The sequence below is a fragment of the Thermobaculum sp. T2p genome (genome assembly GCF_059335935.1).
Genome location: NZ_JANZYQ010000039.1, coordinates 1 through 13586 on the forward strand (window position 1 = coordinate 1; position 13586 = coordinate 13586).

A 13586-nucleotide genomic window follows, 5' to 3' on the forward strand; every position below is an offset into this window, starting at 1 on the left:
TATATCAGTTATCAACAATCCTCTTCTTTCTGTTTTGCGCGGTGTGACTGTACCCATTTAGCAGCCAAGTCCGGTCTAACTTGTTGTGTTCTCTTAAGAGCTTGTTCTAATCGCCAACTGGCGATGGCTTGATGGTTGCCGCTGAGTAGGATATCAGGAACTTTCATGCCTCTGAACTCTGCTGGTCTTGTATATTGTGGATATTCTAATAGCCCGGAAGTAAAAGACTCCTCATTCTTGGATTCCTCATCTATAACTCCTGGTACCAGGCGGGCTACAGCGTCTATTACCACCATTGCCGGTAGCTCGCCACCACTTAAGACGTAATCCCCTATAGATAGTTCCATGGTTGCAAGGTGTTCCCTAACCCTTTCATCAACTCCTTCATAATGTCCGCATATTAGGGCCAGGCGTTTTTTTTGGGATAGCTGCTCGGCAAGTTTTTGTTCAAATCTTCTACCGCTTGCACTCATCAAGATGATAGGTGTATCACCTCTTTCCTCAGGGGATTTCCCAAGAACATCTTCCACTGCCAGGAATATAGGTTCGGGCTTCATTACCATGCCTGGCCCGCCTCCATATGGATAATCGTCGGCGGTTTTATGTTTGTCTGTGGCCCAATCGCGAATGTTGTGAATATGTATCTGGATTATGCCTCTTTCAACTGCTCGCTTGATTATGCTCTCGGTAAGTGGCCCCTGAAACATCTGTGGAAAGAGGGTAAAGACATCAAACCTCATAACTAACTTACCCTCTCTAGAATTTTTTCGGGTATTAGGGATCTAACTATTATCTCTAATTCCTTCTGTCTAAACATCACGCTTACTGATACATAGACGATAAATGCAGAGGTTACAGGTACTAATACCTGCAGGAATAAGTTTGAAGATGCAAATTGTTGTGTCACATAGATTACCGGAACTATCGATGCGCTGGCGACTATCTGCTTTCCTATAGATATAAAGAATGTTCTGTCTAAGAGATTGCCAATACTAACAGATAAATAAATAATCAGTATCGTGGAGTTGATTAGCGCTGAGATGATAAAGCCGAGTACTACACCTTCTATGCCTATCCTACTGATAAGCAGTTCAACGATAGAAATATTACAGATCGTTCCTATTAGAGAGCTGATAACCGGAGGCAAGGTTTTGGATAATGCGTAGCTGGCTCTGGGTAGTAAGTCAAGCATGCCGTAGCCAATCATCCCTAGACTCATGAGTGAGAGTATACTTGCGGTGGCTATGGTATCGGATCGGTCAAACTTTCCGTGCTCGTAGAGAAGTCTTATTACCTGTGTGCTTATTAGTCCTAACCCCACGGATGCGGGAAGTATGATAAATGTTACAGTAGTGATAGAGCTTTGGAGCAGTCTTCTAAAGCTTTCTAGCTCCCTTTCTACAGCGTTCTGTGACAACCTTGGTAGAGTGACCGTTCCTATGCTAGCGCTGAAGACGCTTATAGGGAGAAAGAATACCACCCAAGCCAGCCGGAAAGCAGCTACTTCCGCTGAGCCAATTCTGCTGGCGAATACTACGGCTATTAGTAGGTTTATCTGTATTGTCGCTTGACAGAAGAGTCTAGGAACGATATGCAAAAGGATATCTTTTATCTCGGAGCTTAGACCTCTTATTCTCAGCCCTCTATTCAAACCAAGTCTTGCTAATTGAGGTATATGTAGTAACAAAAACAGCAGAGCCCCTATGACTACTCCTGAGGCTATGCCTATCATTCCAAACATTGGATATAAGAATATCGCGGCGGCGATAATACTAAGGTTATAGAAGATCGGAGCTATGGCGGGAACGAGGAATTTCTCGTACGACTGTAATATGGATGTGGCCACCGTGGATAAGCTTAGGAAAATAGGTTGCAGCAGAACTATTCTCAATAGCTCCGACGTGAGCCGAGGAACTCGGGGATCGTTAGATCCTCTAAGAAGCACATGGTCTACTATGTATGGTGCCAACAACCATATGAGTGTACATATGATCAGGGTGCCTATGCCGATTATCAGTAGTACTTCTTTAGCTAGTTTCAGCGCGTATCTTTCCCCTTTATTACCCTTTACCTCGAGGAACTTTGGAATGAAAGTGGATGCAAGCGCACCTCCAGATAGCAGGACAAATATCGTGTCTGGGATCTGCATTGCCAGTACATAAGCGCTAAACTGGTAGTTAGCACCTGTATGGGCTACTATGATTTGATCTCGAAGTAAACCTAATAATCTGCTTACTATAAAAGCAAGGGTGGTGATTATGGCAAAACGTGCTAGTCGCTTATCCACCTTTATTTCGTCTCAGTTTATGGTATAGTACTAGTTTGAGTTTTATACTAGGATTTTGCTAAAAAGTATTGACTCATAGGATGATTACTTGTTATTATAAAGGGCCGCATCCTATCTAGAGAGAGTTTGTGATAGAGCTTTTCACAAAACAAGAGATTTGGCCAGTCTCATTTCCCCCAAGTTTTGAGGAGAGTAGTAAATGACGAACACCTCGCAGGTTAGACCTAGCGTTGAAACTCAAACACGTCCAGCATCTAAAGTTCAAAGAAAGTCCTACGCTCGTATACCAGATACTATTGAAATGCCCAACCTCATTCAGATCCAGTTGGATTCATTTAACTGGTTTAAGGAGGAAGGGCTTCAGGAGCTCTTCGACGAGATAAACCCAGTGGTGGACTTCACTGGTCGTCTAATGGAGCTCCGTTTTGATAGGCCAGATTCGGGTCAGTTCTTCGGGCAGCCGAGGTATACCGAAAAGGAGTGCAGAGAGAGAGATTTTACTTATTCCGCGCCCTTGAAGGTGAAGGCTACCCTGCTGGTCAAGGAGACCGGCGAGATAAAGGAGCAGGAGATATTTCTGGGCGACTTCCCTCTCATGACCGAGAAGGGTACCTTCGTTATAAATGGGGCTGAGAGGGTAGTGGTTTCCCAGCTTGTTAGGTCGCCGGGCGTGTATTTTAAGGACATATTTGATGAAGCCAGTGGGAAGACCCTCTGGACCGCAAAGCTTATCCCCAACCGCGGTGCTTGGCTTGAGTTTGAGACCTCTAACAAAGATGTGTTGTACGTCAAGGTAGATCGCAAGCGCAAGATTCCTGTAACCGTTCTCCTGAGAGCGGTTGCTGCCATAGATTCGGAGGTTGTTGAGGCTGAAGGCGACATGGGCCCGACTACTCCTGGTACAGATGAGTGGCTATGGGCTCTATATGGTAAGGTTAGTCGCGACGGTCGCTACCAGAATCTTGCAGCTACAATCGAGCGAGACCCAACAAAAAACAGCCAGGAAGCCTTGGTAGAGCTTTACAGGAGGCTTAGACCTGGTGATCCTCCCAATCCCGAGAATGCTCGCACGCTATTGCGTCAGTTGCTGTTTGATCCTCGTAGGTACGACCTAGCCAAGGTAGGTAGGTATAAGCTTACTCGCAAGTGGGAACAGCTACGCGAGGTAGTTGCGAGGTCTAATGGTCCCACATTTGATTTTGAGATCGATAGCCGGGTGTATGGCGAAAGGCTAAGAACAATAACAGGCCGTGACCTGATCAATATCGTAGGAAACCTTATAAGGTTGAATAACCTACCGCCTGGCAGCGAGGAGGAAGGGGACGATATAGATCATCTAGGTAATAGGCGAGTCAGGGCGGTTGGTGAGCTGATACAGAATCAGTTCCGTGTTGGTCTGCTCCGCATGGAGAGGGTCATAAAGGAGCGCATGTCCATCCAGGATGCTGAGAGCGCTACTCCTAACAACCTAATAAACATCCGCCCCGTAGTGGCTGCTATGCGAGAATTCTTTGGTGGCAGCCAGCTCTCGCAGTTCATGGATCAGGTGAATGCGCTCTCAGAGATCAACCACAAGAGAAGATTGTCTGCTCTTGGTCCTGGTGGTCTTAGCAGAGATAGAGCTGGACTGGATGTGCGTGATGTGCATCCATCTCATTATGGACGTATATGTCCTATTGAGACCCCTGAGGGTCCTAACATTGGACTTATTGGTCAGTTGGCAACGTATGCCAGGATCAATGAATATGGTTTCATCGAGACTCCTTACCGAAAGGTGGTGAAGTCGGTACCTGGGGATTCTATCGATGCCATGGTTGGCCATATAACGAGGGAGTCTATCATGGACTCCAATGGTCAAGAAGTTGTGCCTGCAGGGATTGAAATCACTCGGGAATTGGCTGAGAAGATAGTCACTCTAGGTCTCGATGAAATCAAGGTCAAGCCTCGGGTCTTGAACGAGGTCGAGTACCTGTCGGCTGACAGGGAAGATCTGTTTACCGTCGCTCAGGCTAACTCTCCTCTCGATGAGAGGGGTTACTTCCTTGAGGATAGAGTTGAGGCTCGAGCTAGCATTCGCCTGCGTCGTGGAGGCACTGAGTTCATGATCGTGCCAGTTGATGAGGTGGACTACGTTGACGCCTCTCCGAAGCAGGTTGTAAGTGTTGCTAGCTCCCTGATTCCGTTCCTTGAACACGACGATGCTAACAGAGCTCTAATGGGTGCCAACATGCAGAGACAGGCTGTACCTCTGTTGGTGCCTGATTCTCCAGTAGTTGGTACAGGTGTCGAGGCCCAGGTTGCCCGAGATAGCGGTCAAGTGGTGATAGCTAAAGCGGATGGTATCGTGCGTAGCGTTACTGCTGAGAGGATAGTCGTTGAGGAAGACGACGGCAACCTGAGGACCTACGAACTCGAGAAGTTCGTTCGCACTAACCAGGACACGCTTCTCAACCAGCGTCCGATAGTCAACAAGGGTGATAGGATTTATGCTGGGCAGATAATCGCTGATTCCGCCAGCACAAGCAATGGTGAAATAGCCCTCGGCCAGAACGTGCTCGTAGCGTTCATGCCGTGGGAGGGAGGTAACTTTGAGGACGCTGTGCTGATCAGCGAGAGGCTAGTGAGAGATGATGTATATACCTCGATACATATCGAGAAGTACGAGATAGAGGCGCGCGATACCAAGCTTGGGCCGGAGGAGATAACTCGTGATATTCCTAACGTGGGCGAAGAAGCGCTGGCCAACTTGGATGAGAGAGGCATAGTCTATGTAGGCGCTGAGGTCAAGCCTAACGACATACTCGTGGGCAAAGTCACGCCTAAAGGCGAGACGGAAATGACCGCTGAAGAGCGCCTGCTAAGGGCTATATTCTCTGAGAAGGCCCGTGATGTTAGAGATACTAGCCTCCGGGTTCCCAATGGTGTGCATGGCCAGGTGATCGATGTAAAGGTGTTCACACGGGTTGAAAATGATGATCTACCGGCTGGTGTAAACCAGATGGTCAGGGTAATGATAGCCCAGAAGAGAAAGATAAGCGAGGGCGATAAGGTCGCAGGTAGGCACGGTAACAAGGGTGTTATATCCAGGATACTCCCGATAGAGGATATGCCCTTCCTCCCAGATGGTAGACCCGTGGATGTTATCCTGAACCCTATAGGTGTGCCCTCAAGAATGAACCTGGGGCAGATCCTGGAGTGCCATCTTGGATGGGCAGCTAGTACTCTTGGCTTCAAGGTAGCGTGCCCTGTCTTCGATGGAGCTTCTGAGGAGATGATCAAGGAAGAGCTCCGTAGAGCAGGACTACCGGAAGATGGAAAGATAGAGTTGTACGATGGCCGTACGGGTGAGAAGTTTGATCAGCCAGTGGCCGTGGGTGTTATGTACATCATGAAGCTGGCCCACCTCGTAGAGGACAAGATACATGCTCGATCCACAGGTCCTTACAGCCTGGTCACCCAGCAGCCTCTAGGAGGCAAGGCTCAGTTCGGCGGCCAGAGGTTCGGCGAGATGGAAGTATGGGCCCTCGAAGCATATGGGGCTGCCTATACATTGCAGGAAATGCTCACTGTTAAGTCTGATGATACAGTTGGTAGAGTCCGTACCTACGAGGCGATAGTCAAGGGTGAGCCTATAAGCGGTGCGGGTGTGCCAGAATCGTTCAAGGTGTTGATGAAAGAGCTTCAGAGCCTTGGATTGTCTGTTGAGGTTCTCAATGAAGATTTGGTGCCGGTGTCCATATCCAGCGATGGTCAAAGTGAGTACATAAGCGATTTGGATATAGATCTAAGCCATCCTGAGAAGGGCGAATAGATCGGCAGGGAGAGTGATATGGTACAGGTTAATGAATTCGGTGCTATAAGAATAAGTCTTGCTTCACCTGAGCAGATTAGGGCTTGGAGCTATGGCGAGGTCACCAAGCCGGAAACCATAAACTATAGAACTCAGAAGCCTGAAAGAGACGGGCTGTTTGATGAACGTATCTTCGGTCCAACTAAGGATTGGGAATGCTATTGCGGTAAGTATAAGCGCATACGCTATAGAGGCGTTATATGCGAGAAGTGTGGCGTAGAAGTCACTCGTTCCAGGGTACGCCGTGAGAGGATGGGCCATATTGAGCTGGCGTCCCCCGTCAGCCATATATGGTTCTTCAAGGGTACTCCCAGCAGGATGGGGCTGTTGCTGGATATGTCTCCTCGTAACCTGGAGCGTGTATTGTACTTCGCCTCCTACATAGTTACCTGGGTAGATAATGAAGCTTTGGAGAAGATAAAAGCTTCCCTGGAAGAGGAGCTAGCTAGTAGGTCTGCTGAGATCGAGAGCGTACTTTCGTCTAATATAGAAGACCTTGACCAGAGTACAAGAGATGAAGTTGCCCGAATAGAAGAGGCGGGCAGGATATCCATGGATCAGATATTGGCTGAGAAGAAAGCCAAGATTGCTGCAATAGATGAGGAGGCTAATGCTCTTGAGGAGCAGCTCTCCTCCATGATTGGTGAGGCTGCGTCTGAGCAGATCTGGTTCGGCAAGGGGCAGCCATGGCAGCATGTGCTGGTAGAAGAAGGGGAAGCCATCAATGAGTCCAGGATAGAGGAGCTGCATGACATCGTAGAGAGCGTGATAGCGCGCATAGAGAGGGAGTACGACGATAAGCTCGAGCGTGCTCGTGCTCTGATGGAGGCCGAGAGGGAGCAATTGCTCTTTGCAGGCTCCTCTGATCGTCAGAAGGCTGCTGAGCAAGCTCATAAGGAGAAAGAAGCTCTGCGCAGGCAGCTCGAGGAGAAGAAGAGGCTTCTCGATATGCTGCGTCCCATGACACTGCTCACCGATACGGAGTACAGGCAGCTGCAGGCTGAGTTCGGTGATATCTTCCGTGCTGGTATGGGCGCAGAAGCTATCCTTGAGATACTCAAGAATATTGATCTTGATAAGCTTGCGGAAGAACTCAGGCTTGAGATGCAGAGTTCATCTGGACAAAGAAGGAAGAAGGCTACTAAGAGGCTAAGAGTTGTAGAAGCCTTCAGAAGAAGTGGAAATAAGCCTGAGTGGATGATATTTACAGCTCTTCCTGTTCTGCCTCCTGACCTACGTCCAATGGTACAGCTGGACGGAGGTCGGTTCGCTACTAGCGACTTGAATGACCTATATAGAAGGGTCATCAACCGTAATAATAGATTGAAGAGGTTGCAGGAGCTTGGCGCCCCTGAGATCATAATCCGTAATGAGAAGCGTATGCTACAGGAGGCCGTTGATGCGCTGATCGATAACGGGCGCAGGGGTAGACCTGTGGCTGGCTCGAGCAAGCATAAGCTCAAGAGCCTGTCTGACATGCTTAAAGGCAAGCAGGGAAGGTTCCGCCAAAACCTACTTGGAAAGAGAGTTGACTACTCTGGTAGATCGGTGATCGTGGTAGGTCCTGATCTTCAACTCCATCAGTGCGGACTACCCAAGAGGATGGCGCTGGAACTGTTCAAGCCCTTCGTGATGCGTAGATTGGTTCAGAAGGGCTATGCAGTGAACATAAAGAGCGCCAAGAGAATAGTTGAGCGCATGCGCCCAGAGGTTTGGGACGTCCTCGAAGAGGTTACGAGCGAGCACCTGGTACTCCTAAACCGCGCACCAACCCTACATAGGCTAGGTATACAAGCCTTCGAGCCGGTGCTAATTGAAGGCTCAGCTATACAGCTCCATCCTTTGGTATGTGCAGCCTTCAATGCTGACTTCGATGGTGACCAGATGGCGGTGCACCTACCACTATCTCAGGCGGCCCAGCAGGAGGCCAAGGAGAGAATGCTCTCTAAAGTAAACCTGCTGTCGCCATCAAACGGTGATCCAATCGTCACGCCTACACACGATATAGTGTTGGGTGTCTACTATATGACCAAAGCTCGTCCTGGAGCCAAAGGAGAAGGCAAGATGTTTGCCAACCCTGAGGAGGCGCAGCTTGCCTATGAGCTTGGCTACATTGACCTCCAGGCTCCGATCAAGGTGCGTCTGGGCAACAATGGCGATGCTCAGACGGTAGAGACTACTGTGGGTAGATTGATATTCCTAGATGCTCTACCTGCTGAGATGCGACGTGATCCTAAGCTCCTATCTGAGGTCACCGACAGGAAGGGGCTGCGTAACATTGTGGCAGAGGTTTATAGGAGGTACGGTAGAGAGCGCACAGCTCAGGTAGTAGACGTAATCAAGAGGATAGGTTTCCATTATGCTACTAAGGGTGGTATGACTATATCCGTAGATGACCTCCAGATACCTAGTATCAAGAAGGATCTGATAGCTCAGGCTAATGAAAGAGTTCGCATGGTAGATGAGGACTACGCACGTGGTCTACTCACTGCTGAGGAGCGCGAGCGAGAAACGATCAAGATCTGGACAGAAACCAGAGAAGAACTGACCAAGGCTGTACAGGAGACGCTGGACGATTACGGTGCCATCAAGATGATGGCTATATCTGGTGCTCGAGGTAACATGCAACAGATCAGCCAGATGGCTGGCATGAGAGGCCTGATGGCAGATCCTCTTGGTCGAATAATACCTCTGCCCATTGTCTCGAACTTCCGAGAGGGTCTATCAGTTCTGGAGTACTTCATATCTACTCACGGTGCACGCAAGGGATTGGCAGATACGGCTCTACGAACTGCAGACTCTGGCTACCTAACGAGGCGCCTAGTAGATGTTGCCCAGGATGTGATAGTTACCGAGGATGATTGTGGTACAGAGAACGGTATAGTACTGAAGAACGAAGAGGATGAGAGTGGCCTGATTCCTACCTTCTCAGAGAGGTTGCTTGGTCGTGTGGCTGCCAAGCCTATAGTTGACCCAGAGACGGGGGAGGTTATAGTTGAGCGCAACCAGGAGATAACAGAGGAGCTGCGAGACAAGATTCTGGAGCTCGGCATTCAGGAGGTAGTAGTTAGGTCACCGCTCGAGTGCGAGACTTCGTTTGGTGTCTGCAAGATGTGTTATGGTCGTGACCTGGCCACCGGTTCTCTGATAGAGTTAGGAGAAGCAGTGGGAATTATTGCTGCTCAGTCGATCGGTGAGCCTGGCACACAGTTAACGATGCGTACGTTCCACACTGGTGGCGTAGCTACAGAGTCCGGAGATATAACAAGTGGTCTACCAAGGGTTGAGGAGCTATTTGAGGCCAGGACGCCCAAGGGGCAAGCTCTCATATCTGAGCAGGATGGTACGGTTGAGATCACCGAGAACGAGGATGGTACTCGCAAACTGAAGATCGTTTACGAGTATCCATTCATCGATAAGTATAGGTTCCCGGAAGGCGCTGAGTTGCTAATCGAGAGTGGCCAATCGGTTGTGCAAGGTATGGCTTTGGTTAGGTGGAAGGAAGGCGATTCCTGGGCTGATATAACGGCTCGAAGAGCTGGTCAAGCCATAATCAGTGATGGTCGCATAGAAGTCTCAGGTATAACCCGTGAGGAGAAAGAGTACGTAGTACCAGCAGCGGCCAGGCTTAGAGTTGAGAATGGACAGCACGTCAATGCGGGTGAGCAGCTGACAGAAGGTAATTCTAACCCTCACGATATACTTAGGATCAATGGTAGGGAAGAAGCTCAGCGTTATCTCGTAGACGAGGTTCAGCGGGTCTATAGAAGTCAGGGTGTAAATACCAATGATAAGCATATAGAGATAATCGTGCGCCAGATGCTGCGCAAGGTAACTATAGATGATCCCGGCGACACTGAGCTGCTCCCTGGTGAGCTTATAGATAAGTTTACCCTGATGGAGGTAAACTCCAGGGTTATAGCTGAGGGAGGTATCCCAGCTACTGCATACTATGAGTTGCTTGGGGTTACCAAGGCTTCTCTGAGGACTAGTAGCTTCCTGTCAGCGGCTTCATTCCAGGAGACAACTAGAGTCCTTACCGAAGCTGCTATAAATGGGAGTGTGGATTACCTTAGAGGGCTTAAGGAAAACGTGATCATAGGCAAGCTTATACCAGCTGGCTCTGGCTGGAAGAAGAGGACAGCAGAAGAGACTGAGCTTGCAACTGATGACCTCGCACTTATAGGACTGATGCAGACTGAGTAAAGTAGCTTGACTACTAGGGTTTCGTCTGATAAATTTATTGATTGTGGTTGGGCGTCCTCAGCCCAACCACAATTGTGTGTGCATTTGCAAATGAGTAGGAAGCCTAGGAGTGTTCAATGCCTACAATAAATCAGCTAGTTCGTAAGGGACGACAGAAGCCAACTAAGAAGACTAAGGCTCCGGCACTTAGGTACACAAACAATGCTCTTGGTAGGTACGCCGGTAGGCTCAGGCCACAGCCTAAGGGAGCCCCTCAAAAGAGAGGGGTGGCTGTGCAAGTGAGAACTGTTACCCCGAAGAAGCCAAACTCGGCTCTGCGAAAGGTAGCGCGAGTTCGGCTGAGTAATGGCATGGAAGTTACCGCTTACATACCAGGCGAGGGGCACAATCTACAGGAGCACTCTGTGGTGCTCATTCGTGGTGGAAGGGTGCCTGATCTGCCAGGAGTACGATATCACATTGTGCGTGGTGCTTTGGATACCGCTGGGGTCAGAGATAGAAAGAAGGGTCGTTCCAAGTATGGAACCAAGAAACCCAAGTAATAATGAGCATGTGGAGGAATAAGTAGATATGCCACGTCGACCCAATTCGTTCAAGAAACCGGAGGTCTTGCCTGATCCGCGCTACAACAGTGTGGTAGTTGCTAAGTTCATAAACAAGGTGATGCGGAACGGCAAGAAGGGAGTTGCTGAGAGGATAGTATATGGGGCTTTTGACCTTGTCGGTCAACGTACAAACAGAGATCCGATGGAGGTGTTTGAACAGGCCATCAGGAACGCAACTCCCGTGCTCGAAGTCAAGCCTCGTCGTGTTGGGGGATCGACGTACCAAGTCCCTGTGGAAATAAGAGGGGACCGCAGGCTTTCTCTAGCTATGAGATGGCTCATTCAGTCAGCTCGTGCCAGAGCTGGTAAAACTATGATCGAAAAGCTTGCAGCAGAAATAATAGATGCTTCGAACAACGTGGGTGCGACTGTCAAGAAGCGCGAGGACACCCATAGGATGGCTGAGGCCAATAAGGCATTTGCACACTATCGTTGGTAAATATTGACAATTACTCTTTGAATTCAGAGGAAGGTTAAAGTTGGCGGCAACTGTAGAAAAAGAAAGACTTACAGCACTAGAAAGAACAAGGAACATCGGTATCATCGCCCATATCGATGCCGGCAAGACCACTACTACTGAAAGGATTTTGTTCTACACAGGGCGAGTGCATAAGATGGGTGAGGTCCACGAAGGGGCCGCCACGATGGACTGGATGGAACAGGAAAGGGAGCGCGGTATTACTATTACCGCAGCTGCCACAACCTGTTTCTGGCGAGATCACAGGATCAATATCATCGATACCCCTGGTCACGTGGACTTCACCGTTGAGGTTGAGCGCTCGCTAAGAGTGTTGGATGGTGGTGTAGTGGTATTCGACGCTGTTGCTGGTGTTGAGCCGCAAAGCGAAACCGTTTGGCGTCAAGCCGACCGATATGGCGTGCCACGTATAGCGTTCGTGAACAAGATGGACAGGATGGGGGCCAACTTCGAGCGCACAGTCCAGATGATGTGCGATAGGCTGGGTTCTAATCCAGTACCTGTCCAGCTACCTATTGGTTCTGAGAGCGATTTCCAGGGCGTGGTTGACCTTATCGATTATGATGCCATTATCTACACAGATGATCTAGGTACTCGACTGGAAGAGACAGCTATACCTTCGCATCTGGAGGCAGAGGCTGCTGCTGCAAGAGAGCAAATGATAGAGGCCATAGCTGAAGCGGATGAAGAGTTCATGATGCTCTACCTGGAGGGCGAAGATATAACACCTGACCAGATAAGAGCGGCGCTCAGGAGAGCTACCATAGCTCGCACACTTGTGCCCGTTCTCTGCGGCGCAGCGCTCAAGAACAAAGGTGTTCAGCCTATGCTGGATGCTATAGTATACTATCTGCCATCTCCTATAGATATACCTCCCGTGAGAGGTATAGATCCGCGCACCGGCGAAGAGGTAGAGAGAACAGTTGACGAGAACGAACCTTTTTCGGCCCTTGTATTCAAGATTGTGGCCGATCCATTCATAGGTAAGCTGTCTTACTTCCGAGTATACTCTGGGAGCCTCAAAGCTGGATCTTATGTAATGAACACTACCAAGAACCAGCGAGAAAGAATAGGACGACTGGTTCGGATGCATGCCAATCACCGAGAAGAAGTATCCGAAGTATTTGCAGGGGATATAGCAGCAGCTGTAGGTTTGAAGAACACCTTCACCGGTGATACTTTGGCTGATGAGTCCGCACCTGTGGTGCTGGAATCCATCAAGTTCCCAGAGCCTGTGATCTCTGTCGCTATAGAGCCTAAGACCAAGGCTGACCAAGACAAAATGGCCAATGCCCTGACACGCTTGGCTGAGGAAGATCCAACCTTCCGCGTGCAGACCGATCCTGAGAGTGGACAGACGATCATTAGTGGCATGGGTGAGCTTCACCTTGAGGTTATAGTCGATAGAATGACACGTGAGTTCAAGGTGAACGCAAATATAGGTAGGCCACAGGTGGCATATCGCGAGACCATCACCCGTCCTGCCGAGGCGGAAGGTAGATTTGTCAGACAGACCGGTGGTAAAGGCCAGTATGGCCACGTATGGATTAGGCTCGAGCCTCTAGAGGACAAGACTGGGTTTGAGTTCGTCAATCAGATCACAGGTGGTGTTATACCTCGTGAGTACATTCCTGCTGTAGAAGCAGGTATAAGAGAGGCTATGGATAATGGAGTGGTGGCTGGTTATCCAGTCCTAGGAGTAAGAGCCATCCTTTACGATGGTTCTTACCACGAGGTTGACTCCAGCGAGATGGCTTTCCAGATAGCCGGTTCTATGGCTTTCAGGGCAGCCGCCCAAAAGGCAGGCCCCATACTGCTCGAGCCAATAATGCTGGTGGAGGTCGTCACGCCTGAGGAGTTCATGGGAGCCGTAACTGGTGATCTCAGCTCAAGGCGTGGTCATATCGAAGGTATGGAACTAAGGGGTAATGCCCAAGCTATTAGAGCCAAGGTACCATTGGCTGAGATGTTTGGTTATGCTACTGACCTGCGCTCTATGACACAAGGTAGAGCTTCATACACTATGCAGTTTGATCACTATGAACCAGTTCCACAATCGATCAGCGCTGAGATACAGGCTAAGAACAAGCGCTAGATTGTGGGTAAAAACTAAGCTAATAAACAAAAAAATACTTACTATAAGGAGGCCTGAGGTTGGCG

At 49.2% G+C, this 13586-nt stretch carries 7 protein-coding genes; 5 read left to right on the plus strand and 2 right to left on the minus strand.

The genetic code is table 11. The features are described 5' to 3' along the window. Window positions 1–11: 11 nt before the first annotated feature. The gene (gene trmD, locus N2245_RS14330; RefSeq protein WP_494537385.1) at window positions 12–740 is read right to left on the minus strand and encodes a tRNA (guanosine(37)-N1)-methyltransferase TrmD; all 729 of its coding nucleotides are present in this window, start codon (window positions 738–740) and stop codon (window positions 12–14) included. Between the two features lie 2 nt (window positions 741–742). Next, window positions 743–2287 (minus strand): murein biosynthesis integral membrane protein MurJ, encoded by a 1545-nt coding sequence (gene murJ, locus N2245_RS14335; protein WP_494537386.1) that lies wholly within the window; start codon window positions 2285–2287, stop codon window positions 743–745. A gap of 199 nt (window positions 2288–2486) precedes the next feature. Between murJ and rpoB the strand changes: the two genes are divergently transcribed. From rpoB to fusA, 5 genes are all read left to right on the plus strand, one after another. Beyond that, window positions 2487–6098, plus strand: coding sequence for a DNA-directed RNA polymerase subunit beta (gene rpoB / locus N2245_RS14340; RefSeq protein ID WP_494537387.1), 3612 nt, complete (start codon window positions 2487–2489; stop codon window positions 6096–6098). 18 nt (window positions 6099–6116) lie between these two features. After that, window positions 6117–10343: a DNA-directed RNA polymerase subunit beta' gene (gene rpoC / locus N2245_RS14345; protein WP_494537388.1), complete on the plus strand. Its 4227-nt coding sequence runs from the start codon at window positions 6117–6119 to the stop codon at window positions 10341–10343. Between the two features lie 116 nt (window positions 10344–10459). After that, complete coding sequence (gene rpsL, locus N2245_RS14350; RefSeq protein WP_494537389.1) at window positions 10460–10885, plus strand: 30S ribosomal protein S12; 426 nt, start codon at window positions 10460–10462, stop codon at window positions 10883–10885. Window positions 10886–10913: 28 nt separating this feature from the next. Then, entirely contained in the window at window positions 10914–11387 is a 474-nt protein-coding gene (rpsG, locus tag N2245_RS14355; RefSeq protein ID WP_494537390.1) for a 30S ribosomal protein S7, read from the plus strand. Window positions 11388–11427: 40 nt separating this feature from the next. Further along, entirely contained in the window at window positions 11428–13521 is a 2094-nt protein-coding gene (fusA, locus tag N2245_RS14360; protein WP_494537391.1) for an elongation factor G, read from the plus strand. Window positions 13522–13586: the final 65 nt, after the last annotated feature.

What these genes read in the sequence shown, in the direction of transcription:
- rpsL (WP_494537389.1), top strand. Translation starts at nt 10,460, where the DNA reads ATGCCTACAATAAATCAGCTAGTTCGTAAGGGACGACAGAAGCCAACT.
- rpoB (WP_494537387.1), top strand. Translation starts at nt 2,487, where the DNA reads ATGACGAACACCTCGCAGGTTAGACCTAGCGTTGAAACTCAAACACGT.
- trmD (WP_494537385.1), bottom strand. Translation starts at nt 740, where the DNA reads ATGAGGTTTGATGTCTTTACCCTCTTTCCACAGATGTTTCAGGGGCCA.
- rpsG (WP_494537390.1), top strand. Translation starts at nt 10,914, where the DNA reads ATGCCACGTCGACCCAATTCGTTCAAGAAACCGGAGGTCTTGCCTGAT.
- rpoC (WP_494537388.1), top strand. Translation starts at nt 6,117, where the DNA reads ATGGTACAGGTTAATGAATTCGGTGCTATAAGAATAAGTCTTGCTTCA.